This is a genomic window from Aeromonas sp. ASNIH2, from assembly GCF_002934795.1.
Taxonomy (GTDB): Bacteria; Pseudomonadota; Gammaproteobacteria; order Enterobacterales; family Aeromonadaceae; genus Aeromonas; species Aeromonas caviae.
Genome location: NZ_CP026406.1, coordinates 1,844,424 through 1,867,500, shown reverse-complemented (window position 1 = coordinate 1,867,500; position 23,077 = coordinate 1,844,424). Strand labels below are relative to the sequence as shown.

The 23,077-nt window shown below is 62.0% G+C and carries 20 protein-coding genes, 1 tRNA gene, 2 rRNA genes and 1 pseudogene (1 of these 24 running past the window's edge); 11 read left to right on the top strand and 13 right to left on the bottom strand.

The features are described 5' to 3' along the window. From C3F36_RS08710 to C3F36_RS08700, 3 genes are all read left to right on the top strand, one after another. Positions 1-1,396: ribosomal RNA gene (locus C3F36_RS08710) — 23S ribosomal RNA — on the top strand; it begins 1,493 nt to the left of the window's first position. A gap of 121 nt (positions 1,397-1,517) precedes the next feature. Further along, positions 1,518-1,632: ribosomal RNA gene (gene rrf / locus C3F36_RS08705) — 5S ribosomal RNA — on the top strand. Positions 1,633-1,728: 96 nt separating this feature from the next. Then, positions 1,729-1,805: transfer RNA gene (locus C3F36_RS08700), tRNA-Asp, on the top strand. Between the two features lie 276 nt (positions 1,806-2,081). Here the strand turns inward: C3F36_RS08700 and C3F36_RS08695 are convergent. From C3F36_RS08695 to C3F36_RS08680, 4 genes are all read right to left on the bottom strand, one after another. Continuing rightward, positions 2,082-2,327 (bottom strand): cupin domain-containing protein, encoded by a 246-nt coding sequence (locus C3F36_RS08695; protein WP_233759734.1) that lies wholly within the window; start codon positions 2,325-2,327, stop codon positions 2,082-2,084. Positions 2,328-2,391: 64 nt separating this feature from the next. Next, positions 2,392-3,147 carry an IS21-like element ISAs27 family helper ATPase IstB gene (gene istB / locus C3F36_RS08690; protein WP_043851824.1) on the bottom strand — a complete coding sequence of 252 codons (756 nt, stop codon included), beginning with the start codon at positions 3,145-3,147 and terminating at the stop codon, positions 2,392-2,394. A 22-nt stretch (positions 3,148-3,169) separates the two neighbouring features. Further along, positions 3,170-4,735 (bottom strand): IS21-like element ISAs27 family transposase, encoded by a 1,566-nt coding sequence (istA, locus tag C3F36_RS08685; RefSeq protein WP_043851823.1) that lies wholly within the window; start codon positions 4,733-4,735, stop codon positions 3,170-3,172. A gap of 171 nt (positions 4,736-4,906) precedes the next feature. Beyond that, on the bottom strand, positions 4,907-5,047 hold the full coding sequence (locus C3F36_RS08680) for a hypothetical protein (RefSeq protein WP_233759733.1): 141 nt from the start codon (positions 5,045-5,047) through the stop codon (positions 4,907-4,909). 206 nt (positions 5,048-5,253) lie between these two features. On the opposite strand from C3F36_RS08680, the gene C3F36_RS08675 reads away from it, so the two are divergent. The 3 genes and pseudogenes from C3F36_RS08675 to C3F36_RS08665 all read left to right on the top strand — a co-directional run. Beyond that, entirely contained in the window at positions 5,254-6,612 is a 1,359-nt protein-coding gene (locus C3F36_RS08675; protein WP_010675944.1) for an NCS2 family permease, read from the top strand. A 228-nt stretch (positions 6,613-6,840) separates the two neighbouring features. Beyond that, on the top strand, positions 6,841-7,911 hold the full coding sequence (gene dhaK, locus C3F36_RS08670; protein ID WP_045522301.1) for a dihydroxyacetone kinase subunit DhaK: 1,071 nt from the start codon (positions 6,841-6,843) through the stop codon (positions 7,909-7,911). Between the two features lie 9 nt (positions 7,912-7,920). Beyond that, positions 7,921-8,061: pseudogene (locus tag C3F36_RS08665) on the top strand (dihydroxyacetone kinase); the annotation flags it as partial. Between the two features lie 146 nt (positions 8,062-8,207). On the opposite strand, the gene C3F36_RS08655 reads toward C3F36_RS08665, so the two are convergent. The 3 genes from C3F36_RS08655 to C3F36_RS08640 form a co-directional block, all read right to left on the bottom strand. Then, complete coding sequence (locus C3F36_RS08655) at positions 8,208-9,188, bottom strand: IS5-like element IS5 family transposase (protein WP_026141915.1); 981 nt, start codon at positions 9,186-9,188, stop codon at positions 8,208-8,210. Between the two features lie 314 nt (positions 9,189-9,502). Then, positions 9,503-10,588 carry an AI-2E family transporter YdiK gene (gene ydiK / locus C3F36_RS08645; RefSeq protein ID WP_199769681.1) on the bottom strand — a complete coding sequence of 362 codons (1,086 nt, stop codon included), beginning with the start codon at positions 10,586-10,588 and terminating at the stop codon, positions 9,503-9,505. Positions 10,589-10,597: 9 nt separating this feature from the next. Beyond that, a complete protein-coding gene (locus tag C3F36_RS08640; protein WP_104454911.1) occupies positions 10,598-11,974 on the bottom strand; it encodes a bifunctional NUDIX hydrolase/phosphatase PAP2 family protein in 1,377 nt (458 codons plus the stop codon). 172 nt (positions 11,975-12,146) lie between these two features. On the opposite strand from C3F36_RS08640, the gene C3F36_RS08635 reads away from it, so the two are divergent. Then, positions 12,147-12,524 carry a hypothetical protein gene (locus C3F36_RS08635; RefSeq protein WP_010675931.1) on the top strand — a complete coding sequence of 126 codons (378 nt, stop codon included), beginning with the start codon at positions 12,147-12,149 and terminating at the stop codon, positions 12,522-12,524. Between the two features lie 80 nt (positions 12,525-12,604). On the opposite strand, the gene C3F36_RS08630 is transcribed toward C3F36_RS08635, so the two are convergent. Further along, positions 12,605-13,897: a hypothetical protein gene (locus C3F36_RS08630; protein ID WP_104454910.1), complete on the bottom strand. Its 1,293-nt coding sequence runs from the start codon at positions 13,895-13,897 to the stop codon at positions 12,605-12,607. Positions 13,898-14,116: 219 nt separating this feature from the next. On the opposite strand from C3F36_RS08630, the gene C3F36_RS08625 reads away from it, so the two are divergent. Further along, positions 14,117-14,434 carry a YnjH family protein gene (locus C3F36_RS08625; protein WP_104454909.1) on the top strand — a complete coding sequence of 106 codons (318 nt, stop codon included), beginning with the start codon at positions 14,117-14,119 and terminating at the stop codon, positions 14,432-14,434. 704 nt (positions 14,435-15,138) lie between these two features. Here C3F36_RS08625 and C3F36_RS08620 read toward each other — a convergent pair. After that, complete coding sequence (locus C3F36_RS08620; protein ID WP_104454908.1) at positions 15,139-16,587, bottom strand: catalase; 1,449 nt, start codon at positions 16,585-16,587, stop codon at positions 15,139-15,141. 152 nt (positions 16,588-16,739) lie between these two features. Here C3F36_RS08620 and C3F36_RS08615 point away from each other — a divergent pair, with 152 nt between their 5' ends. Further along, complete coding sequence (locus C3F36_RS08615; protein ID WP_104454907.1) at positions 16,740-17,228, top strand: GNAT family N-acetyltransferase; 489 nt, start codon at positions 16,740-16,742, stop codon at positions 17,226-17,228. Then, a complete protein-coding gene (locus C3F36_RS08610; protein ID WP_104454906.1) occupies positions 17,225-18,082 on the top strand; it encodes an AraC family transcriptional regulator in 858 nt (285 codons plus the stop codon). The genes C3F36_RS08615 and C3F36_RS08610 overlap by 4 nt, the downstream gene beginning before the upstream one ends. Positions 18,083-18,151: 69 nt before the next feature. Here the strand turns inward: C3F36_RS08610 and C3F36_RS08605 are convergent, their stop codons facing one another. Both C3F36_RS08605 and C3F36_RS08600 read right to left on the bottom strand, forming a co-directional pair. Then, positions 18,152-19,051 carry a DMT family transporter gene (locus C3F36_RS08605; RefSeq protein WP_104454905.1) on the bottom strand — a complete coding sequence of 300 codons (900 nt, stop codon included), beginning with the start codon at positions 19,049-19,051 and terminating at the stop codon, positions 18,152-18,154. A gap of 109 nt (positions 19,052-19,160) precedes the next feature. After that, positions 19,161-19,601, bottom strand: coding sequence for a DUF2214 family protein (locus tag C3F36_RS08600; RefSeq protein WP_029314852.1), 441 nt, complete (start codon positions 19,599-19,601; stop codon positions 19,161-19,163). Positions 19,602-19,711: 110 nt separating this feature from the next. Between C3F36_RS08600 and C3F36_RS08595 the strand changes: the two genes are divergently transcribed. Next, positions 19,712-21,316, top strand: coding sequence for a sensor domain-containing diguanylate cyclase (locus tag C3F36_RS08595; RefSeq protein ID WP_104454904.1), 1,605 nt, complete (start codon positions 19,712-19,714; stop codon positions 21,314-21,316). 23 nt (positions 21,317-21,339) lie between these two features. Here C3F36_RS08595 and C3F36_RS08590 read toward each other — a convergent pair whose 3' ends face one another. Then, complete coding sequence (locus C3F36_RS08590) at positions 21,340-21,999, bottom strand: HAD family hydrolase (protein WP_041211889.1); 660 nt, start codon at positions 21,997-21,999, stop codon at positions 21,340-21,342. 65 nt (positions 22,000-22,064) lie between these two features. Then, positions 22,065-23,072 (bottom strand): ABC transporter ATP-binding protein, encoded by a 1,008-nt coding sequence (locus C3F36_RS08585; protein WP_104454903.1) that lies wholly within the window; start codon positions 23,070-23,072, stop codon positions 22,065-22,067. Positions 23,073-23,077 lie beyond the last annotated feature (5 nt).

Here is a 23,077-nt window from a genome sequence, read left to right as displayed (position 1 = left end):
AACACTGAGACACGAGACGAACGCACCACGGTGCGGAAGCCATTGATGCCCTGCTTCCAGGAAAAGCCTCTAAGCTTCAGATTACAAGTCATCGTACCCCAAACCGACACAGGTGGTCGGGTAGAGAATACCAAGGCGCTTGAGAGAACTCGGGTGAAGGAACTAGGCAAAATAGAACCGTAACTTCGGGAGAAGGTTCGCTCTTGATGGTGAAGTCCCTTGCGGATGGAGCTGTCGGGAGTCGCAGTGACCAGATGGCTGGGACTGTTTATCAAAAACACAGCACTCTGCAAACACGAAAGTGGACGTATAGGGTGTGACACCTGCCCGGTGCCGGAAGGTTAATTGATGGGGTTAGCGCAAGCGAAGCTCTTGATCGAAGCCCCGGTAAACGGCGGCCGTAACTATAACGGTCCTAAGGTAGCGAAATTCCTTGTCGGGTAAGTTCCGACCTGCACGAATGGTGTAACCATGGCCATGCTGTCTCCACCCGAGACTCAGTGAAATCGAATTCGCCGTGAAGATGCGGTGTACCCGCGGCTAGACGGAAAGACCCCGTGAACCTTTACTACAGCTTGGCACTGAACATTGAACCTACATGTGTAGGATAGGTGGGAGGCTTTGAAGGCGTGACGCCAGTTGCGCTGGAGCCGTCCTTGAAATACCACCCTTGTATGTTTGATGTTCTAACGCAGGGCCCTGAATCGAGCTCGCGGACAGTGCCTGGTGGGTAGTTTGACTGGGGCGGTCTCCTCCCAAAGAGTAACGGAGGAGCACGAAGGTTGGCTAATCCTGGTCGGACATCAGGAGGTTAGTGCAATGGCATAAGCCAGCTTAACTGCGAGACGGACAGGTCGAGCAGGTACGAAAGTAGGTCATAGTGATCCGGTGGTTCTGAATGGAAGGGCCATCGCTCAACGGATAAAAGGTACTCCGGGGATAACAGGCTGATACCGCCCAAGAGTTCATATCGACGGCGGTGTTTGGCACCTCGATGTCGGCTCATCACATCCTGGGGCTGAAGTCGGTCCCAAGGGTATGGCTGTTCGCCATTTAAAGTGGTACGCGAGCTGGGTTCAGAACGTCGTGAGACAGTTCGGTCCCTATCTGCCGTGGGCGTTGGATGATTGAAGGGAGTTGCTCCTAGTACGAGAGGACCGGAGTGAACGAACCTCTGGTGTTCGGGTTGTCACGCCAGTGGCACTGCCCGGTAGCTAAGTTCGGAATCGATAACCGCTGAAAGCATCTAAGCGGGAAGCGAGCCCTGAGATGAGTCATCCCTGACCCCTTGAGGGTCCTAAAGGGCCGTTGGAGACCACAACGTTGATAGGTGGGGTGTGTAAGCGTAGCGATACGTTGAGCTAACCCATACTAATTACCCGTGAGGCTTAACCATACAACACCCAAGAAGTGTTTCTGGCCTTGTAGCGAATGAGTGAACTACTTACAAATTCAGTGATAATGACAAGCAACTAGCAAAGTCGTTATTCACGTCAGCTTTCTGGATTAAGATTTTGCCTGGCGGCAATAGCGCAGTGGAACCACCTGACCCCATGCCGAACTCAGAAGTGAAACGCTGTAGCGCCGATGGTAGTGTGGCATTCGCCATGCGAGAGTAGGACACTGCCAGGCACCCAATTAAACAGCATCGTGCAACATCACGACGCTGGCTGCGAGGATGACACCTCATAGAAGCGGCAAATGATTTAGCGAAAGCTAACCGAATGCGGAGCGGTAGTTCAGTCGGTTAGAATACCGGCCTGTCACGCCGGGGGTCGCGGGTTCGAGTCCCGTCCGCTCCGCCACTAAATTGAAAGGCCTTCCCTATCGGGAAGGCCTTTTTGCGTTCTGGCGTCTGGATAAGGGCTCAGGGAACAAGAGGCAACCACCAGGGCTGCGACTTGCCACTGACAACTCGATCCCGCTCTGTTGTCCCTTGTGCTTGAGCCGGACTTTGTCCGTCTCTGCGTCCGTTATGCCACTAACAAGAAGCCCAGTCGACAGACTGGGCTTTTTTCGTCTCCACGGTCTCCTCTTCGATCTTCGCAGCAGAAGCATTGCCTTCTTGAGCCGTGAGCTTGCTAGTAATAGACGCAGAGCCAGACGGTTGTCTCGGTCGGATGGGTCCACTCCACCCGGTGCTGAAGGTGCGCCGGGATGTTGATGTAATCCCCCGGCCCCAGATGGACGCGTTCCTGTACCCCGGTATCCGGTGTGATGAAGACCAGGATGGCCTCTCCCTGCACCAGCAATACCCATTCGTGTTCATCCTGATCGAACCACTCTCCGGTAGGGGTCTGCTGCCCCTGGGTGGCTAATAACATCATGTCGATCAGCCAATAACATCATGCCGATCACTTTTTTTCTGCCCGCGTTTATAGCGTCTTCCTTTTACTCCGCCTGATCGGCATCGGTCAAGTTGGCGCCCTGTTTTCTCATCGATTCTCCCGTTAAGGTCACGCGCACCGCTCTGTGGATCAGTCGGTCCAAGATCGCCTCGGCGAAGGTTGCCTCTCCGATCATCCCGTACCACTTCTCCACCGGCAATTGGCTCGCCACTATCGTTGAGACGTTGCCGTAGCGGGTATCGATGATCTCCAGCAGGTTGCTGCGTTCGCTCGCGTCCAGCATCTCCATGCCCCAGTCATCCAGGATCAGTACCCCTATGTTGCTTACCCGCTCCAGCAGTTTCGGATAGCTGCCATCCGCTTGGGCCAGTCGCATCTCTTCAAGTAGGGTTTTCAGCCGGTAATACCGCACGCCCACTCCTTGCCGGATAAAGTAACGGCCCAGGGCACACGCCAGGTAACTCTTGCCACAGCCTGCCGCGCCCGTTAGCAGCAGGTTTTGTTGATGACTCAGCCAGTGTCCTTCCAGCAGTTGGCGGATCTGCGCTTTGCTCACGCCTCGACCCGCCCGATAGTCGAGCTGCTCCACCTGTCCGGCTAGCCGGAACCGGGCTTGCTTCTCCAGGCGGTTGGTTTTCCTCTGCTCCCGCTGCACCAGCTCATGGCTCAGTAATAGTTGCAGCCGCTCTTCAAAACCCATATCCAGGTACAGCATGCTCTGGGCCTGCTGCTGGTTCAGAGCCTGTTTCATGCCGCTCAAGTGCAGGCGGCTTAGTTGTTCATCGAGGTGTAATTGCATCGGCTTCTCCTGATCCGTGGGGTTAGTGGAAGTAGTGCTCGCCATGGACATTGTCATGACGGATGTCTTGCAGCGGATCCTGTCGCTCGTTGGCAATGAGTTGTTGCTCCTCCAGGCCATGCTTGAGCATGCTGCGGATGTTGTGCAGCCGGTTGGCGCCGGTCAGGTGCCCCCGGAGGCAGGCCGCTTCCAGCCGCTCCTTGCCATAGGTTTTGCTCTGCCCCAGCAAGGCCAGGCAAGGGCGCACCGCTTGCGTCGAATGCTCTGCCTGCCGGATAAAGCCATCCACCCAATGCGTGGTGTAGGGGCCGATGGACGCCGCCCAGCCAAGCAGTCGCTCTGGCGACCACTCCAGCAGTGCCTGATGATGCGCGGGCATGTGTTCACGCAGGCTGCTGTGCTGGCCTTTGTGATGACTCCGCTGGTGTTCGGCCACGATCTTGCCCGCGTGGTACAGCGTGACGGTATGCTCGGCCAGATGCGCCTCCAGCCGCTTGCCCTGCAAGGCATAGGGCACTGAGTAATAGTGCTTTTCCAGATCGACGTGGTAGTCCTTACCAACCAGCACCGGCACTACTTTGGTGTAGTGATAGGGATAATCCGGCAACGGCTTGAGCGCCGGTGCATCGAGCTCGGCAAACAGTGAGGCACGGCAGCCAGGCAGCTTCTGGAAGGATTTCTGGTTGAGCCGGGTCAGCAGTTCACCCATTCGCTGATTGAGCTGGGCCAGGCTATGGAAGGTTTCATGACGCAGCACCGCCAGGATCCAGCGGGTGACGATCTGCACGCCCACCTCCGCCTTGGACTTATCCTTCGGCTTGCGGGGCCGCGCGGGCATGATCGCCGTACCGAAATGGGCCGCCAGCATCTGGTAGGTAGGGTTGAGATCCGGATCGGTATTGCGCGCCACGCTGACGGCACTCTTGAGGCAATCAGGTACCACCAATTGCGGCACACCGCCAAAGAACTCGAAAGCGCGCTTGTGGCTCATCACCCAGTCATCGAGCTGCTGGGAGCGGGTGGCCTCGGCAAAGGTGTAGTTGGAGGCCCCCAGCACGGCGACAAAGATCTGGGCCCGGTAAAGGATCTCGCCGGTATGCGGATCGACAATGGGCATGGTCTGGCCGCAGTAGTCGACAAAGAGTTTTTCGCCCGCAATATGGGTCTGCCGCATCGAGGGTTGCAGCAGCGCCGCCCACTCTTTATAGAGCCGACAGAAGTGGTTGTAGCTGTAGTGGGAGCCTGGATGGCGCTCGGCGTACTCCTGCCATAGCAGCTCGAGGGTCACGCCTTTTTGACCTGGTTTTTTGAGTTCCTGATGCAACAAGGCCCAGTTGGGAGTGGGTTTGTGCTGAGTTTTATGGACAGAGCAGGTCTTGAGAAATGCGCGCTCCAGGGAGACATCATCCCAGGACTCAGACAGGGGCCAGGTCATGATACCCAGTTGAGCCGCCCGGTTGAGGTAATAGGATACGGTGCTAGGAGAGATATGCAGGCTGAGGGCGATCTGCCGATGAGCCAGTTGAGCCTGATATTTAAGGCGAAGAATTTCTTTGAGTTTTCTCACAGTGATAGGCCTCGCAGACATGCACGTTCCTCTGTTGGAGCAGATGGGAAAGTGCGGGTTTAACGAAGCGGGGAGAAAAAGTCACCAATAACATGGATGCCGATCATGGTTTCCCATCGAGGGTAAAAAGTGATCGGCGTGGGATGTTATTGAGTGATCGGCATGGATGTTATTACGTGATCGGCATGAATGTTATTGAGCGATCGCCATGCGTGGGAATATGCACTGGGAGAGAATGCGCTCGATACGAACATTGTTGGTACTGACCAGATCCGCGAACACTTCACTGGGCAGGGGGGAGGGGATCTGGCCAAGCAGGTTGCCTGTGTGCATGGGCTTCTCTCCGGTAGATGGGAACGTGGCTAGCTAAGAGTGTAGAAGCTTGGGATGGGCCTCTCTCATGGAAAATGAGGCCTCCAACGAGCCTTTTTATGAAAAACTTCGGGGAAATGGGGGCTTATCCGCTGCAATCTCGTCAAATTCTTGCTATTTTGCGCGCCAGCAAGCAAACGATTTCCTTCACACTTTCAGGATGAACTATGGCAACGCAACAAACGACGGCCCGCGCCGGCAATGGCGGGTTTCTGGATTCCTATTTCTCCATCAGCCAGCGTGGCAGCACGGTGCGACAGGAGCTGCTGGCCGGGTTGACCACCTTCCTGGCGATGGTCTACAGCATCATCGTCGTGCCGAACATGCTGGGCGCAGCCGGTTTTGAGCAGGGCCCGGTGTTTGTGGCCACCTGTCTGATCGCCGCCTTCGGCTCCCTGCTGATGGGGCTCTGGGCCAAGCTGCCGATGGCCATCGGTTGTGCCATCTCTCTCACCGCCTTTACCGCCTTCAGCCTGGTGCTGGGTCAGGGGCTGAGCATTCCGGTCGCGCTAGGCGCCATCTTCCTGATGGGGGTGCTGTTCACCCTGATCAGCGTCACCGGCGTGCGCCAGTGGATCCTGGACAACCTTCCCTCCGGCATCGCCCACGGTACCGGCATCGGTATCGGCCTGTTCCTGCTGCTGATCGCCACCAACGGGGTCGGCATGGTGATCAAGAATGAAGGGGCTGGCCTGCCGGTTCAGCTCGGCGAGATCACTGCCTTCCCGGTCATCATGACGGTGCTGGGGCTGGCTGCCATCTTCGGTCTGGAGCGCCGCAAGGTGCCGGGCGGCATCCTGATGGTGATCATCGCCATCTCCATCCTCGGCCTCATCTTCGATCCGAAAGTGACCTGGCAGGGCTTCTTCGCCATGCCGAGCCTGAGTGGCGAGAATGGCTCCCTGGTGGGCAGCATGGATCTGCTGGGCGCCCTCAATCCGGTGGTGATTCCGACCGTGTTGGCGTTGGTGATGACCGCCGTGTTTGACGCCACCGGCACCATCCGTGCCGTGGCCGGTCAGGCTGGCCTCATCAACGAGCGTGGTCACATCATCAGCGGTGGCAAGGCCCTGACTGCGGACTCCGTCAGCAGCATGGTGGCGGGCGTGGTGGGTGGTGCTCCGGCAGCCGTCTACATCGAATCCGCCGCAGGGACCGCTGCCGGCGGCAAGACAGGTCTGACCGCCACCCTGGTCGGCGTGCTCTTCCTGCTGATGATCTTCCTCTCCCCGCTGAGCTATCTGGTACCGGCCTACGCCACCGCACCGGCCCTGATGTATGTGGGCCTGCTGATGCTGGGCAACGTCACCAAACTGGACTTCAACGACTCGGTCGATGCCCTCTCCGGCATGCTGTGCGCCGTCTTCATCGTGCTCACCTGCAACATCGTCACCGGTATCATGCTGGGCTTCGTGGCCCTGGTGGTCGGCCGCCTGTTTGCCGCCGAGTGGAAGAAGCTCAACATCGGCACCGTCATCATCGCTGTGGCCCTGGTGATCTTCTACGCCGGTGGCTGGGCCATCTAATCCTCACGCTATCGAGAAGGGCCCTGCGGGGCCCTTTTTCATGGCTGTGAGGCGGCTAACACTTTCCCGGATCTTCCCCATCCGCTCGTTTCAGATTGAAACGTCAGGCTTTGTTTGTTGTTTCAGATCCGAACCGAAACCCCTGTCATTTTTATCCCCCTATGGCTCGCTAGACTGGCTGCATCAACCATCTGTCCACCCGTGTGGTGGCAAGCCAAGGAGTGAGCCATGAAGAAGCTGATCAACGCTGTCGATGCCGTGGTCCGTGAACAACTGATGGGGATGGCCGCTGCCCACCCCGAGCTCAAGGTGCGAATCGAACCCCACTACATCACCCGCGCCGATTCCCCCGTGACGGGCAAGGTGGCGCTGGTCTCCGGTGGCGGCAGCGGCCACGAGCCCATGCACGGTGGCCTGGTGGGCAAAGGAATGCTGGATGGTGCCTGCCCCGGCGAGATCTTCACGTCCCCGACCCCGGATCAGATGTACGAGTGCGGTCAGGCCGTCGACGGCGGCGCCGGCGTGCTGTTTCTGGTGAAGAACTACACAGGCGACGTGCTCAACTTCGAGACCGCGGTCGAGCTGCTGCACGGTGACGGGGTCAAGGTGGGCTTCGCCCTCATCGATGACGACGTGGCGGTGAAGGACAGCCTCTACACCGCTGGCCGCCGCGGGGTTGCCACGACAGTGCTGTGCGAGAAGCTGGTCGGTGCCGCCGCCGAGGCGGGCTACGATCTGGCGCGCTGCGAGGCGTTGGCCCGTCGCATCAACAACCAGAGCCGCACCATAGGCGTGGCCATGCACGCCTGCACCGTGCCTGCTGCCGGCAAACCCTCCTTCACCCTGGCTGACAACGAGGTGGAGTTCGGCGTGGGCATTCACGGCGAGCCGGGCATCGAACGCCGTCCCTTCACCGACCTCAACGCCCTGGTGGACGACATGTTCAAGGAGCTGACCGACAACAGCCCCTATGGCCGCACCCTGCGCCACTGGGACAGAGCCACCGGCAGCTGGCAGGAAGAGCACACCTTTATCGAGCCGCTCAATGGGGGTGACAGGGTCATCGTCCTGGTCAACAGCCTCGGCGGCACCCCTGTCTCCGAGCTCTACGGCGTCTATGGTCGCCTCGCCACCCTGTGCGAAGAGGCGGGCATTCATCTGGTGCGCAACCTCATCGGCCCCTACTGCACCTCCCTCGACATGACCGGCATCTCCATCACCCTGCTCAAGGTGGATGACGAGCTGATGACCCTGTGGGATGCCCCCGTTCACACCCCGGCCCTGCGGCGCGGCTGCTGAGGAATATTCATGTTAAGCAAGCATCAGATCGTCAACTGGCTGCTCGACTGCGAGCACATCTTCACCGAGCAGCGTGACTACCTCACCGCGCTGGATACCGACATCGGCGACGGCGACCACGGCCTCAACATGCAGCGTGGCTTCGCCAAGGGAAGGTGCGAATAAGCGGGGAAATTCTTCTCGGCTGGCTCAGTCATTTCATTTCTTCATGTTTGAGCCGATTTTTTCTCCCGTAAATGCCTTGAATCAGCCTATTTAGACCGTTTCTTCGCCATTTAAGGCGTTATTCCCAGTTTTTAGTGAGATCTCTCCCACTGACGTATCATTTGGTCCGCCCGAAACAGGTTGGCCAGCGTGAATAACATCGCCAGTTGGTTATCGTTTTTCAGCAACCCCTTGTATCTGGCTTTCACGAAGCCGAACTGTCGCTTGATGATGCGAAATGGGTGCTCCACCTTGGCCCGGATGCTGGCTTTCATGTATTCGATGTTGATGGCCGTTTTGTTCTTGCGTGGATGCTGTTTCAAGGTTCTTACCTTGCCGGGGCGCTCGGCGATCAGCCAGTCCACATCCACCTCGGCCAGCTCCTCGCGCTGTGGCGCCCCTTGGTAGCCGGCATCGGCTGAGACAAATTGCTCCTCTCCATGCAGCAGATTACCCAGCTGATTGAGGTCATGCTCGTTGGCCGCGGTGGTGACTAGGCTGTGGGTCAGGCCACTCTTGGCATCGACACCAATGTGGGCCTTCATGCCAAAGTGCCACTGATTGCCTTTCTTGGTCTGATGCATCTGCGGATCGCGTTGCTGCTCTTTGTTCTTGGTCGAGCTGGGTGCCTCAATGATGGTGGCATCGACCAAGGTGCCTTGAGTCATCATGACGCCTGCTTCGGCCAGCCAGCGATTGATGGTCTTGAACAATTGGCGGGCCAGTTGATGCTGCTCCAGCAGGTGGCGGAAGTTCATGATGGTGGTGCGGTCCGGCAAGGCGCTATCCAGGGATAACCGGGCAAACAGACGCATGGAGGCGATTTCGTACAGAGCATCTTCCATCGCGCCATCGCTCAGGTTGTACCAATGCTGCATGCAGTGAATGCGTAGCATGGTTTCCAGCGGATAAGGTCGCCGGCCATTACCAGCCTTGGGGTAAAACGGCTCGATGACTTCCACCATGTTTTGCCATGGCAGAATCTGCTCCATGCGGGACAAGAAAATCTCTTTTCTGGTCTGACGGCGCTTACTGCTGAATTCACTGTCGGCGAAGGTGAGCTGATGACTCATGATGAACCCTTTTTCATGGCTCCAGATGACAAACATGATCTCATATCAGGGACTTGTTCGCACCTTCCCTAAACGCCGCGACCGGCTTTAAGTTCGATTAGCCATAAGGCGTAATCGGACATTCGCGTAAATCAATTCTCCCGCTATAACAGCCATCCATATTTCCCTGCAGACAGATGCCGCTGATTCATGGACACACCGGACAGCGGCATCTCGATCGTCCGATTACACTTCGCTAATCGAACCAACATGGGACGGTAATAAACAAAAGAGCCGCCCTGGGGCGGCTCTTTGCATCGGGGATCAATGAATCGTCACGGCGCCTTGGGCTGCTCCACCAGAGCGCTCGCCGGTTGGTCATCTTCCTTGATCCAGGCATCCAGCAGGGTGTAGCCCACCGCCAACACCACGGGGCCGATGAAGAGACCGATGATCCCCAGCGCCAGCAGGCCGCCGATGACCCCCACCAGAATGAGGATCAGCGGCAGGTCGGCCCCGCGCTTGATGAGGAAGGGGCGCAGGAAGTTGTCCATGGTGCCCGCCAGCAGGGACCAGACCAGCAGGAAGGTGCCCCAGGTGGTGTCCCCGCTCCAGTAGAGGTAGCCGACGCTGGCCAGCAGCACCGGGAAGGGGCCTATCTGGGCGACGATCAGCAGGAACATCAGCACCACCAGCACCATGACATAGGGAATGCCGGCGATGAGCAGGCCCAGGCCCGCCACCGAGGATTGCACCAGGGCGGTCACCACCACCCCCATGGCGACGGCGCGGATGGCCTGGGAGGCGAGCACCACCGCATTGTCACCGCGTTGGCCCGCCAGACGGTGGGCGAAGCGGCGAATGCCTTCTGCCGCCTTCTCTCCCGAGTGGTAGAGCAGGCCGCAGATGGCCACGGTCAGCAGGAAGTGGACGAACAGCAGGCCGAGGTTGCCCGCCTGGGCCGCCAGCCAGCGGGCGGTCTGGCCGAAGTAGGGGGCCAGCTTGGTGAACAGCACCTGGCCGCCGCTCGCGAGGATCTGCCGCCAGAACTCATAGAGCTTGTCGCCCACCAGGGGCACTTGCTGCAACCAGAGCAGCTCGGGGGGCGGGGATTGGCTGAGCTCGGTGCCCAGCTCGATGAGCATGGGGGCCTTCTCCGCCACGTTGGCCAGCGTCATGAAGAGGGGAATGACGAAGATGAGCAGCAAGATGCTGGTCATCAGCAACGCCGCCAGGGTGCGCTTGCCCCACAGCAGGCGCTGGGCCATCTGCATCAGGGGCCAGGTGGCGATGGTGATCATGGTGGACCACACCAGGGCGGGCAGGAAGGGGCGCAAGACCATGAAGCACGAGATGATGAGCAGGCTGAGGAACAGCAAGCCCAGGGTGATCTTGGCCAAATCCACTTTTTTCATATTCATGGCATTCCCTTAACGAGGGGTTGAGCGCCCGGTTCGGGCACCGTGACGGATAGCGGACAACGACCACCAGAGCCCGGCGCTGAGCCAGAACCCCAGGCAGCCAAAGAGCCACCCTTGTCCCGCGAGGATCAGCAGAGAGCTGCTGGTGAGCGCGGGCACCAGGAACAGGAGCCCTGCCACGACCAGTCCCCCTGCCAGGGTCAGCAGCGCGGCGGGCAGGGCGGGGGTGGGGCTCCGTTCGAGTGATAGCAGATTACCCGATACCAGCCCCAGGGTGAACATGGCAAGCCCGGCCAGGGCGGTGGACTGGGTGAGCCAGGCCGAGAGGGCGCTGGCGATGAGCAGCCCGGCCCAGGGGAGCGGGCGCGCCACCAGCTTCGCCAGCGTGGCGCGCAGTGCCAGCAGCAGGGCCCCCAGGGCAAGGCCGGCCACCACATCCGAGAGGAAGTGGACCCCCAGCCAGACCCGGGCCAGCCCGGCCACGCCGGCCAGCAACAGGGCCAGCAGGGCCCCCTGCCAAACCCGCAGCGCCGGCAGCCAGCCAAGCAGCAGGCCCCAGTAGAGCAGGGTCGAGGCGGCGTGGCCGCTCGGCATGCCGAAGCCCTGGGCACTCTGGCGGGCCAGCTCGGGTTGCAGGTGGAAGGGCCGGGGCCAGCCGATGCCCGCCTTGAGCAGGTTCACCACCAGGGTGAGCAGCACCATGGCAAACAGCAGGTGGCGCAGCCTGGACCAGCCGAGCAGGGGCAGCAGCAGGGGCAGCAGCGCCAGCTGGAAGGGGGCCGAGCCCAGCAGATTGCCCGCCCTGGGCCAGAGCGCATCCGGCCCGAGCCATTGTTGCAGGCGCTGGATCAGTGGCAACTCGGCGCGGTGCAGCGCACTGGCCGCGTCGCTGAAATCCGTCACCCACAGCACCTGGCTCTCGGGCACCTCGGCCAGCCTCGGGGCTATCCAGTCGAGCTGCGCCGGGAAGCGACGCTGGTCAGGGGGCAGGTCGGCGGCCGCGATCAGCCTGGCGTTCAGGATCTCGCCACCGAGATCCGGGGCCTGGAGCAGGGAGACAAACCCCGTCCCCCGCTGGACCCGCAGGGGCTCCAGGGTCTGGCAGGCGAACACCCTGGCCCGTTGCCAGCGCCCCAGCTCGCCGGTGACGCGACCCTGCAGGCCGGTCTCCTCGAACAGCTCGCGCAGGGCCGCCTGCTCCGGGGTCTCCCCCCTGTCGATGTAACCGCCGCTCAGGCTGTAGCGCGAGGAGAGCCTGTCCTGCACCAGCAGGATCCCTTGCTGGTGGCGGATCACGCAGGCGGCCGCAGAGGGAGGGGATTCGGCGCGGGAGGCGGGCAGGGCACCGCCCAGCAACAGCAGCAGGCAGAAGACGACTCGAAACATGATGACACCCAGGGGCAAGGAGTGGGGACAAGGGTCACAGAAATCAGACGGCCGGGCAATGGCTTGCAGGGGGCACCGACCCTGTGGGGGACGCAAGGATTGCCGTCTGCGCGGGCAGTCCCTAGTATTGGCGGCTATTGTTCTTCTCATTCACTACATTGTGGGGCTCTTCATGCGACAGTTCGGTTTCTTTCTGGGGATTGCCATCGGCGTCATCCTGATACTGTTTGGCAGCATCGTCATCTTCCAGGCCCTGCCTGCGGCGCTGGACGTGCTGGAGATGCCGAGCCGGATCCCCTTCGTGCGCGAGGTGTACACCTGGCTGATGAGCAGCGCCAACGGGCTAACCGCCCAGCTGGAGCAGAACTTCCTGGAGGCCTTCCAGACGGTGCTCAAGCTGATCCTGCTCATCACCTTCATGTGGGTCTGCGTCAAGCTGGTCAACATGGGGGTGCTGATCATCCGGGCTGGCGTCGACCTTATCCGCACCGCCATCGAGCACAGCGAAGAGAAGGGTGCCAAGCCCACCGAGCAGGACCGCCATTTCTGATCTTCCCCTGCCACGGGTCAGATAAACAACAGGCCATCATGTGATGGCCTGTTTTTATGGTGGCATGACGCTTAAAAAAGTCAGTTAAGCAGTTTTTCCAGCTCCGCTTCGGCATCCGCCCTGGCCTGATCGCTCAGGGTGCCGGAAGTCGCTTCCAGCTTCTCGCCCTGTTGCTGCACCGCCTTGGCGGCTTGCTGCTGCGCCGTGGTTGCGGCACTGATGGTCGCTGCGCTGCTGGCGGCTTGTTGCTTCGCCGTGGTTGCGGCACTGCTGGCGGCCTGCTTGGCGGTGTCGCTCACCGCCTTGGTGGCTTGTTGCTGCGCCGTGGTTTCGGCACTGCTGACGGCCTGTTTGGCGGTGTCACTCACCGCCTTGGCGGCTTGTTGCTGCGCTGTAGTGGTGGCGCTGCTGACGGCCTGCTTGGTGCTGTCGCTTACCGCCTTGGTCGCGTGCTGCTGCGTTGTGGTTGCGGCGCTGCTGGCGGCCTGCTTGACGGTGTCGCTCACCGCCTTGGCGGCTTGTTGCTGCGCACTGGTCGCGGCACTGATGGCGGCGCTGCTGCTGGCGGCCTGCTTGGCGCTGTCGCTCACTGCCTTGGCGGCTTGCTGTTGCGCCGTGGTCGCGGTACTGATGGTGGCTGCGCTGCTGGCGGCCTGTTTGGCCGAGTCGCTCACTGCCTTGGTGGCTTGCTGCTGCGCCGTGGTTGCGGCACTGCTGGCAGCTTGCTTGGCGCTGTCGCTCGCCGCCTTGGTGGCTTGTTGCTGCGCCGTGGTGGCGGCACTGCCGATCACCTGTCTGGTGGAGTCGGACAGGGCCTTGCTGGCGCTCTGTTGCAGGCCCCCCATCATGGTGCCCAGCAGAGAACTGCCAGCGCCCGTGAGCCCCTGACCGGCACCGCTCAGGGCCGTGGTGGCCGGGGTGGCCTGGGACTGCCAGCCCTGCATGGCGCTGGGCCAGGTCGGGGTGGCGGCCGTCAGGTTTTCCCCGAAGACCTGGGTCGCCCCGTCACCTTTTTGCACCATGACGGCGAGCTGGTTGGTGTCGGCGTTCCAGACCATGCCGGCCTGCTTGGCCACGTCCGGCACGGGGGCGTAGCGGGAGACCACGTAAAAGAGCGGCCCCTCCTGTTGTAGCTCGTCGGCGGTCTTGAGCAGCTGCATGGTGCTCTCGTAGTTGGGCCCCAGCATGGCGGTCATTCTGTCCTTGATCAGCGGTTGCTCGAACAGGTTGGCCTCGTTCGGATCGAAACCGACCAGCGGCTTGAGCAGGGCCCACATCAGCTGGCTGGTGGGGCTCATCATCAGCAGGGGGGCGACACAGGCGGACAACATCAGGCTCAGGCAGGCAGCCTTGAGCAACGGCATGATACGCATTGACAACATATCCAGTTAATTATCTGATTATTAAGGGTTATTCATTACCGCATCCCGGCGATGCCGGTGGGGGCCCACGGCAGAGCCCTGACAGGCCTTTGCGGGCGCAGGCAGGCTATCATATTGCTTCCGGAATGCCAGATGAGCCGACATTTATTGGTCAAGTCGAGGGCTCTGCTGGTCGCTTTACACTTTCACTCCCCCGTGACAGGAATTCCCATGATCCGTTGTGCAGGTTGTCTGCTGGCCCTTGGCTGGCTCTTCCCCGCGTTGGCTGCCCCGGCGTCCAACACCCTCAGCCACTCGGTGGGCACCGAGCTGGTGCTGCCCCTTGGTTCGCTGCCCGAGCGGGTGTGCTGGTATCAGGATCAGAAATACTCCCAGGGGGCCCGCATCCAGCAGGGGGATCTCTGGCTGGAGTGCGCGCCGCAGCAGGCGATGGAGACCAATGGTCCCCTGATCTGGCGAGAGGTGACGACGCCGTCACAGAGTGGTGAACCGGAGGGCAACCAGCGGACGATCCGGGTGGGCCAGTGAGCCTTTTCTTGATCCAGCTACAGACACGGGCGTGATCTCTATCGCATAATGCGGCTCTTTCTTCTCTTGACTGGGATCTAAGCAATGGCTCGTCGCTCTTCCAATGCACAACGTCGTCGCAGTAGCTGGTGGTACAAACGCTTGTTGGCAAGGGAGCGGGAAGAGCGCGAAGCGCGTTCCGTCCGGGATTGATACTGCATTGAACAACGGAGCCTCGGGCTCCGTTTTTATTGGTGACTAAAAGTGCATTACCGCAGACAGGTTTATTACCAAAGGTGGATAATGATGCCGCTCTGCCAGTGCCCAACGTCGTTGCCGCCGTGAGCTGGCGGTACAAACCCTTGTTGGCAAGGGAGCGGGAAGCGTGCGAGGGCGCGGCGTCCGGGATGGATACGGCATGGAAAAACGGAGCCTCGGGCTCCGTTTTTATTGGTGACTAAAAGTGCATTACCACAGACAGGTTTATTACCACAGGTGGACAATGGTGCCGCTCTGCCAGTGCACAACGTTGTTGCCGCCGTGAGCTGGCGGTACAAACCCTTGTTGGCAAGGGAGGGAAGCGCGCGAGGGCACGGCGTCCGGGATGGATACAGCATTGATCAACAGAGCCCTGGGCTGCGTTTTTCATTCATCAAAGACCGTCATGCGAGAACGGGGGCCATCAGGCCCCCGTTTTGCTTTTGCAGAGGTTGGCTGCCTGCGACTCAGCGCTGCAGAGCGGCCAGGGCCAGCTCGACCCGCTTGGCGTACTCGGGGTCGGCCTGCTCGAAGTGCCTGAGCTGGGCAGCGACGATGGCGTCATCCTCCACATTGATGAGGGAGCGGGCCAGGTTGGCGGCGAGGCGGGCACGTTGCCCCTCGTCCATCAGGCGGAAGAGATCCCCCGGCTGGCTGTAGTAGTCGCTGTCATGGTCACGAAAATCGTAGTGCAGGGCAGCCCCTTCCAGACTCAGGGCCGGTTCGTGCTGCTCGCTCGGCTGCTGGGTGCCGAAGCGGTTCGGTTGGTAGTTGGGGCTGGCGCCACCGTTGCTGTCCGCCCGCATGGCGCCGTCGCGGTGGGCACTGTGGTGGAACGGGCAGCGCGGGGCGTTGACCGGCAGCAGGCCGTGGTTGACGCCGAGGCGATAGCGCTGGGTATCACCGTAGGAGAAGAGCCGCCCCTGCAACATGCGATCCGGCGAGAAGCCGATGCCGGGCACCACGTTGGCCGGGGTGAAGGCGGCCTGCTCCACGTGGGCGAAGTAGTTGTCCGGGTTCTGGTTGAGCTCCAGCACGCCGACCGGGATGAGCGGGTAGTCCTTGTGGGGCCACACCTTGGTGAGATCGAACGGGTGGATCGAGTAGGTCTGGGCGTCGGCCTCCGGCATCACCTGCACATAGACCTTCCAGCGCGGGAAGTCGCCCTGCTCGATGGCGTTGAATAGATCTGCCTGGCTGGTCTCTCTGTCCTGACCGACGGCGGTGGCCGCCTCTTCATCGGTGTAGAAGCGGTGGCCCTGCTCGGTCTTGAAGTGGAACTTGACCCAGAAGCGCTCGTTGGCCGAGTTGATGAAGCTGAAGGTGTGGCTGCCGTAGCCGTTCATCTCCCGCAGGCTCCTGGGGATGCCGCGATCACTGAACAGTATGGTGACCTGGTGCAGGGATTCCGGGTGGCGTGACCAGAAGTCCCAGGCGGCGGTGGCGCTGCGCAGGTTGGTGCGGGGATCCCGCTTCTGGGTGTGGATGAAGTCGGGGAATTTCAGGGGATCGCGAATGAAGAACACCGGGGTGTTGTTGCCCACCAGATCCCAGTTGCCCTGCTCGGTATAGAACTTGAGGGCGAAGCCGCGCACGTCCCGCTCGGCGTCGGCGGCCCCCTTCTCGCCGGCCACGGTGGAGAAGCGCAGGAACACCGGGGTCTGCTTGCCGACGGCGTTGAACAGGTCGGCCTTGCTGAAGGCGCTGATGTCGTGGGTCACGGTGAAGGTGCCGTAGGCGCCCGAGCCCTTGGCGTGCACCACCCTCTCGGGAATGCGCTCGCGGTCGAAGTGGGCGAGTTTCTCCATCAACCAGATGTCTTGCATCAGGACGGGGCCGCGGGGGCCGGCGGTGAGGCTGTTGTTGTTGTCGACGACGGGGGCGCCGTTGGCGCTGCGCAGGGTTTTGTCGGTCATGGCGGGTCTCCTTGTGATGAGTCGCCAGACTAGGTGAAGTGGGGGAGCGGCTCCAATGGAGTGTGCCTAACCCTTTGATTGGTTTCGCTGATGGGGGTGGAAACAGACGCCAGCCTTGCGGCAAGATGGGATTCAGCCAATCAGGAGGTCTCATGTCCATCACCATTCGCCGCGCCGGGCCGGAAGATGCCGCCGCCCTGCGGGATCTTCACGCCATGCCCCATGCCCAGGCGGGCACCCTGCAACTTCCCTTCCCCTCCTTGCAGCAGTGGGAGCAGAAGCTGACCCCGCGGGATGGCATCTACAGCCTGCTGGCGGAGTGGGAGGGGGAGGTGGCGGGCGCGCTGGTCCTGATGGTGGAGCCTGCCCCCCGCCGCCGCCACGTGGCGAGCATCGGCATGGCGGTACACGACGACTGGGCCGGGCGCGGGGTGGGCACCGCCCTGATGCAGGCTGCGCTGGATCTGGCGGACAACTGGCTCGGCTTGACGCGGGTGGAGCTGACGGTCTGGGCCGACAATCAGGCGGCCCTGGCCCTCTATCGCAAGGCGGGCTTCGTGGAGGAGGGCGTAGCCCGGGATTACGGCCTGCGTTATGGGGTGCTGGTGGATGCCCTCTACATGGCCAGGGTGCGCCGATGATCGACTATCGCGAGCGCCTGACGCCGGTGCTGCGGGCACTGGAGCAGAATCCGGATCTCTCCATCGAGGCGCTGGCGAGTCGCGCCTGCCTCTCCCTCTACCACTTCCACCGGGTGTTCACCGCCGTGGTGGGGGAGGCCCCCGGCGAGATGTGCCGCCGCCTGCGGATGCAGCGGGCGGCCTGGCAGCTCTGCTACACAGATGCCAGCGTCACCGCCATCGCCCTGGAGGCGGGGCTTGGCAGCTCCCAGGCTTTCGCCAAGGCGTTTCGTCGTCACTATGGTTGCACCCCGGGGGCGTTTCGCCGCGACAAGGGCAAGAACGGACACCTGGATCGCAAGGAAGGACACGCATGGCAAGGGGCACTCCCTTATGCTGAAGGCCACTCATCAGCAAGGAGCAACACCATGAACACCGTCGAGATGGACGCCCGCACCCTGGCCTATATCCGCGTGACCGGCCCCTATGGTGAAGGGTATGACGCCGTCTGCCATCGCCTTCACCAGTGGGCCGCGCCCCGTGGCCTGGAAGGGGGAGAGTGGATCTTCATCTACCACGACAACCCCGAGGTGACGCCGCCGGCCCAGTGCCGCACCGACATCGGTATCAGCGTGCCGGTGGGCACCCTGGGGACGGGGGAGGTGGAAATTCAGCTCATCCCCGCCGGGCGCTACGCCCAGTCCCGCTATCTCATCACGGATCGCAGCCAGTACGGGGAGCGCTGGCAGGAGCACATCGGCGATATCGTCGCGGCCGGGCTCGCCTTTGGGGACGGCCCCTGCTTCGAGCTCTATCACAGCGTGAGCAATGACCCCCTGCGCGATGACGTGAGCTTCTGCTCCAGCGTGCGCTAGGCAGGCGGCAATAAAACGAGGCGCCCAAGGGCGCCTCGTTTTATTTGTGGTCAATGACCACCGTAGATATCAGGGCTGGCTGGGCACCTTGTTGCGGCGGGACTTCCACCACCAGCGCAGGCGGATCTGGGAGATGAGCATCCCCGCCAGCATCAGGGCGCAGCCGACCACGGCCCGTTCGTCCAGATGTTCCCCCAGCAGCAGGACACCGCCGATGGCGGCGAACACCGTCTCCAGGCTGAGGATGATGGCGGCGTGGGCCGGATGGGCACCGCGCTGCCCCACCACCTGCAGGGTATAGCCGATGCCGACCGAGACCAGACCGGCGTAGAGCAGCGCCTGCCAGCCCGCCACGGCACCACTCGCCGTCGGGGTCTCGATGACGAAGGCCGTGGCTAGGCTGAGCAGGCCGCACACCACGAACTGCACCCCGGCAAGACGAATGGGGGCGACCCGGTTCGAGTAGTGATCCAGCACCAGCAGATGCACGGCCCAGAACAGGGCCCCGATCACTTGCAGCAGATCGCCGTAGCCGATGGTGAACTCCTCGGTGACGCTGAGGTAGTAGAGCCCGGTCATGGCGATGAGGGCGCCTACCCAGGTGTTGGCCCCGGTCTTGTGGCGCAGGGCCAGGCCGATGACGGGGACCAGGATGATGTAGAGGCCGGTGATGAAGCCCGCCTTGGCGGCCGTGGTGTAGAGCAGCCCCACCTGTTGCAGGGAGGCGGCGGAGAAGAGCACGGTGCCGGCGATGAGGCCCCCGGTCAGCAGCAGGCGGTGATCACCGGCAGGCTGGGGCGGCTGGCGTGACTTGAGCCACCACAAGAGCGGCAGCAGGGAGAGGGCGCCCAGCAGGAAGCGCAGGCCGTTGAAGGTGAAGGGCCCCATGTGATCCATCCCCAGACGCTGGGCGACGAAGCCCAGCCCCCAGATGGCGGCGGCCATCAATAACATCATGTTTGAACGCATACGGAATCATCCCTGAGAAAGAGTCTCGGCGGCACTCGGGCCCCGCCATTACGATACCTGCGAGAAGGGGCGTTTGTCGTCAGCCATTTGTTGCCGGGCGAGGGCAGGATCAGCGGCTGGCCAGCTTGGCGAGCAGGGGCAGCAGGGCGAGCAGCAGCAGGTTGCCCCTAAGGATCCAGATCACCCAGAACTGCTGCTGGGTGGAGACAAGGGGAGCCCGTCCCTGGCGCAAGGATCGGCGCCAGTGGTGGAACAGCCGGCTGGGGTAGCCAAAGCTGATGGCCATGGCGAAGAACATCAGCAGCTTGGTGCGGTAACCCGGATTGGCAAACAGGATGGCCGGTGGCTGGGGATGGGCGACCACCAGCAGCACGCCCGTGATGAAGATGAGCAGCAGGGCCAGGGCGGCCAGGCTGTCAGCCAGCAGCAGCTTGCGCACCTGCTCGATGGACATGCCGCGCCGGAACAGGAAATACTCCGAGGTGATGGCACCGGTCAGGGTGATCACGGCGCAGTAATGGAGGGCAGTCAGCAGTTCCGGTTTCAACATCCAGGCCAGTTCCTTCTCGTTGGCCACCTGATGCGCTTCCCTTTGGACGCCATCAGGTGGGGCTGATATTCTGACACTACACGATGTCAGGGGATAGCATGGAGTCAGGGTTGGATAAGCGAGCAGTCTCCAAAAAGACCTGGTCCCTGGTGGCTCGGATGCGCCTGGGCCTGCTTCTGCTCTTCATTCCCGTCCTGATGCTGGGCGCCATCTACTACCTGCACATGGAGCGCAGCCTGCAGCGAGAGCTGCAACAGCGCCTGCTCGCCACCAATCACCAGTTGCGCCACGTCTTCATCGAACCCTACCTGAACGAGATGGAGCGTCAGTTCTCCCTCATCTACGACCAGGTCAAGGTGGAGGACATCAGTGGCCCCCGTCTGCGCAACACCGACTCCTATCTCAGGGAGTGGCGTCTCTACAAGGGGGTGATGGCGGATCTCATCTACATCTATGTGGGCACCGCCGAGCGCCAGATGCTGATCTACCCCGAATGGCAGGCGGATGCGGACTTCGATCCCAGGGTGCGCCCCTGGTATCAGCTGGCCAGCCAGCATGTGGGCAAGATGGTCTGGACCGAACCCTACTACGACTACACCAACGGCACGCTGGTGATCGCCCTGGCGCGGGCCATCACCGACAAGGAGGGCAAGGTGCGGGGGGTCTTCGCGGTGGATGCCATCCTGGCCCCCTTCTCCGCCCAGCTGAACCGGCAGTGGAACAGCGGTTACCAGATGATCGTCAACCAGTCGGGCAAGGTGCTGGCCCACCCCGATCCCTCACAACTGCTCAAGCCCATGATGCACCCGACCTGGCTCTCCCGCTTCAGCGGAGAGGACGGCATCTTCCTGGATCAAGCGTCTCGCCAGTTCGTGGCCTACAGCCGTCTGCCGGACCACAACTGGGTGCTGATCAGCGTGTTGCCTGCCTCCAGCATCCAGGCGGTGGTGGCGAGCGCCTCCCTCAACGTGCTCGGGATCATCGTGCTGGCCAGCGTGCTCTACATGGTGCTGGCACTGATCTGGTCCCGTTATTTCAGGCGGATGCTGGACGAGATCGCCACCGTGATCCGGGCCAGCCGGACCCAGCCTGACGAGGTGCACCAGGGGGGGATGCGCGAGCTCAGGCACGTCTATGCCGAGCTGGCGGAGGTGAGCAAGGATTATCACGAGGTGCGCCAGCAGGCGAACCTCGACAAGCTGACCGGCCTTTACAACCGGCGCTTCTTCGACGAGCGGTTGAATCGGCTGCTGCTCGATCAGGACCGCTTCTGCCTGGCCATGATCGATCTGGACGGTTTCAAGCGGATCAATGACACCTATGGTCACCAGACCGGGGACGTGGTGCTCAAGCGGGTGGCCAGCTTTGGCGCCAAGCTGCTGGGGGATCATGGCTGGGTATGCCGCTATGGCGGGGAAGAGCTGGTGGTGCTGTTCGCCAATCCGGATATCCACTTCTGCCAGATGCTGCTGGAGCAGTACAGGATTGGGGTGGCCTCCCTGCACTGGCGTGAACCCGGTCTTGGGATCACCTTCAGCGGCGGCCTAGTGGCGAGTGCCCCCGGGCTTGGGGCCAGGAGCCTGCTGACCATGGTCGATGCCGAGGTCTATCGCGCCAAGGGTGACGGCAAGAATCGCATCTACATGGTGGATCCCCTGGCTCCCCGGGACGACTCGCCCTCAGGGGATGGCATGTTGAGCAAAGAAGAGGCCTGAGGGCCTCTTCTTCATTGCGCGGATCAAGGGTGCAACTGCCAGGTCCAGAGGGGCCAGCCCAGCTCCTCGGCGCACTGGCGCAGGGCGGGGGCCGGATTGACCGCATGGGGATGGCTCACCGCCTGCAGCATGGGCAGATCGTTGTGGGAATCGCTGTAGCCGAAGCTCCCCTGCCAGAGGTGTTCCTTTCCGGCAAAGAGCTGGTTGATGCGGGCCACCTTGCCTTCGCGAAAACTCAGGGTGCCGCGGGTCTGGCCGGTCAGCATGCCGGCTTCCTCGTCGAGCAGGATGGCCACGCAGTGATCCATCCCCAGCATCTGCGCCATGGGGGCCACCAGATGCTCGCCGGAGGCGGAGATGAGCACCAGCTCGTCGCCACGCTGGCGGTGCCACTCGATGCGGGCCAACCCCTCCGGATAGATACGCTCCCGCAGCACCTGTTCGGCAAAGCGGGTGCAGAGGGAGTCGAGCCACTGGCGCGTCCTGCCTGCCAGCGGTTGCAGGGTGAAGGCCATGTACTGGTGCATGTCCATCTTGCCCTGATGGTAGAGGGACATCATGGCCTGCTCCTCGGCCACCATGCCCGCCGGGGCCAGCTCCTGGGCCACCATGTACTCCAGCCAGAGGCTGGCGGAATCCCCCGCTATCAGGGTCTCGTCCAGATCAAACAGTGCCAGGGCCATGGCTGCTCCTCGGGTTGGCTGCCAGCATCGGGGAACTGGCTGAAAAATGAATGGGATTCATGGCGTTATGCTACCTCACAGAGTTGATCCCGGGCCACCACCAGGGTCACGGCGCTGCCCACCGGCAGCAGATCGCTGGCACGGCGGTTGAGGCTATCCACCGTCAACAGCCCCGCCTCGCACTCCACCTGATAGCGGATGACGTTGCCGAGCAGCTGCTGCTGGCGAACGATGCCGGGCAGGCTGGGCTCGTGGCTGACCGCCCCTGCGGGCAGCAGGGTGATGGACTCCGGCCGCAGCGCCAGCTTACCGCGAAAGCGCGGGCCGAACAGGGATTTGGCCTGCTCGCCACCCAGCAGGTTGTAGTTGCCGATAAAGCCCGCCACGAACTCGCTGGCGGGGCGGGTGTAGATCTGCTCCGGTGTGCCGCTCTGGACGATGGACCCCTTGTTCATCAGGAAGATCCGATCCGACAGGGTCAGCGCCTCCTCCTGATCGTGGGTCACGAAGATGGTGGTGAGCTCGAGGCGCTGCTGGATCTCGCGGATCTGCTGGCGCAGGCTGCGGCGGATGCGGGCATCCAGCGCCGAGAGCGGCTCATCCAGCAGCAGGATCCGCGGTTGCACCACCAGGGCGCGGGCCAGGGCCACTCGCTGGCGCTGGCCGCCGGAGAGTTCGCCCGGATAGCGGCGCTCGAAGCCGGTCAGCTCCACCAGCTCTAGCGCCTCCTGTACGCTGGCGGCGAGATCCCGCCCCGGCTGGGGCTTCATCTTGAGGCCGAAGGCGACGTTGTCCCACACCGTCATATTGGGGAAGAGCGCATAGCTCTGGAACACCATGCCGATGCCCCGCTTCTGGGGTGCCTGCCAGGTGATCTCCTCACCGGCTACCCGCACCTGACCGCCATCCACCGGGGTGAGCCCGGCCAGCGCCCGCAGCAGGGTGGACTTGCCGCAGCCGGAGGGGCCAAGCAGGGTCACCAGCTCCCCCTTGCGGATGCCGAATTCAATTCCCTCGAACACCTTGGTGTCGCCGTAGGATTTGTGCAGTTGATTCACTTCTAGATGGAACATGTTGA

Excerpts from the sequence above, each read along its gene's own strand:
- C3F36_RS08600 (WP_029314852.1), bottom strand. The coding sequence starts at position 19,601 with ATGTTGAAACCGGAACTGCTGACTGCCCTCCATTACTGCGCCGTGATC.
- C3F36_RS08590 (WP_041211889.1), bottom strand. The coding sequence starts at position 21,999 with ATGGCCCTGGCACTGTTTGATCTGGACGAGACCCTGATAGCGGGGGAT.
- C3F36_RS08630 (WP_104454910.1), bottom strand. The coding sequence starts at position 13,897 with ATGCGTATCATGCCGTTGCTCAAGGCTGCCTGCCTGAGCCTGATGTTG.
- C3F36_RS08620 (WP_104454908.1), bottom strand. The coding sequence starts at position 16,587 with ATGACCGACAAAACCCTGCGCAGCGCCAACGGCGCCCCCGTCGTCGAC.
- istB (WP_043851824.1), bottom strand. The coding sequence starts at position 3,147 with ATGCAATTACACCTCGATGAACAACTAAGCCGCCTGCACTTGAGCGGC.
- C3F36_RS08605 (WP_104454905.1), bottom strand. The coding sequence starts at position 19,051 with ATGCGTTCAAACATGATGTTATTGATGGCCGCCGCCATCTGGGGGCTG.
- ydiK (WP_199769681.1), bottom strand. The coding sequence starts at position 10,588 with ATGAATATGAAAAAAGTGGATTTGGCCAAGATCACCCTGGGCTTGCTG.
- C3F36_RS08675 (WP_010675944.1), top strand. The coding sequence starts at position 5,254 with ATGGCAACGCAACAAACGACGGCCCGCGCCGGCAATGGCGGGTTTCTG.
- istA (WP_043851823.1), bottom strand. The coding sequence starts at position 4,735 with ATGTCTGCGAGGCCTATCACTGTGAGAAAACTCAAAGAAATTCTTCGC.
- C3F36_RS08635 (WP_010675931.1), top strand. The coding sequence starts at position 12,147 with ATGCGACAGTTCGGTTTCTTTCTGGGGATTGCCATCGGCGTCATCCTG.
- C3F36_RS08585 (WP_104454903.1), bottom strand. The coding sequence starts at position 23,072 with ATGTTCCATCTAGAAGTGAATCAACTGCACAAATCCTACGGCGACACC.
- C3F36_RS08625 (WP_104454909.1), top strand. The coding sequence starts at position 14,117 with ATGATCCGTTGTGCAGGTTGTCTGCTGGCCCTTGGCTGGCTCTTCCCC.
- C3F36_RS08695 (WP_233759734.1), bottom strand. The coding sequence starts at position 2,327 with ATGATGTTATTAGCCACCCAGGGGCAGCAGACCCCTACCGGAGAGTGG.
- C3F36_RS08640 (WP_104454911.1), bottom strand. The coding sequence starts at position 11,974 with ATGTTTCGAGTCGTCTTCTGCCTGCTGCTGTTGCTGGGCGGTGCCCTG.
- C3F36_RS08615 (WP_104454907.1), top strand. The coding sequence starts at position 16,740 with ATGTCCATCACCATTCGCCGCGCCGGGCCGGAAGATGCCGCCGCCCTG.
- C3F36_RS08680 (WP_233759733.1), bottom strand. The coding sequence starts at position 5,047 with ATGCACACAGGCAACCTGCTTGGCCAGATCCCCTCCCCCCTGCCCAGT.
- dhaK (WP_045522301.1), top strand. The coding sequence starts at position 6,841 with ATGAAGAAGCTGATCAACGCTGTCGATGCCGTGGTCCGTGAACAACTG.
- C3F36_RS08610 (WP_104454906.1), top strand. The coding sequence starts at position 17,225 with ATGATCGACTATCGCGAGCGCCTGACGCCGGTGCTGCGGGCACTGGAG.
- C3F36_RS08655 (WP_026141915.1), bottom strand. The coding sequence starts at position 9,188 with ATGAGTCATCAGCTCACCTTCGCCGACAGTGAATTCAGCAGTAAGCGC.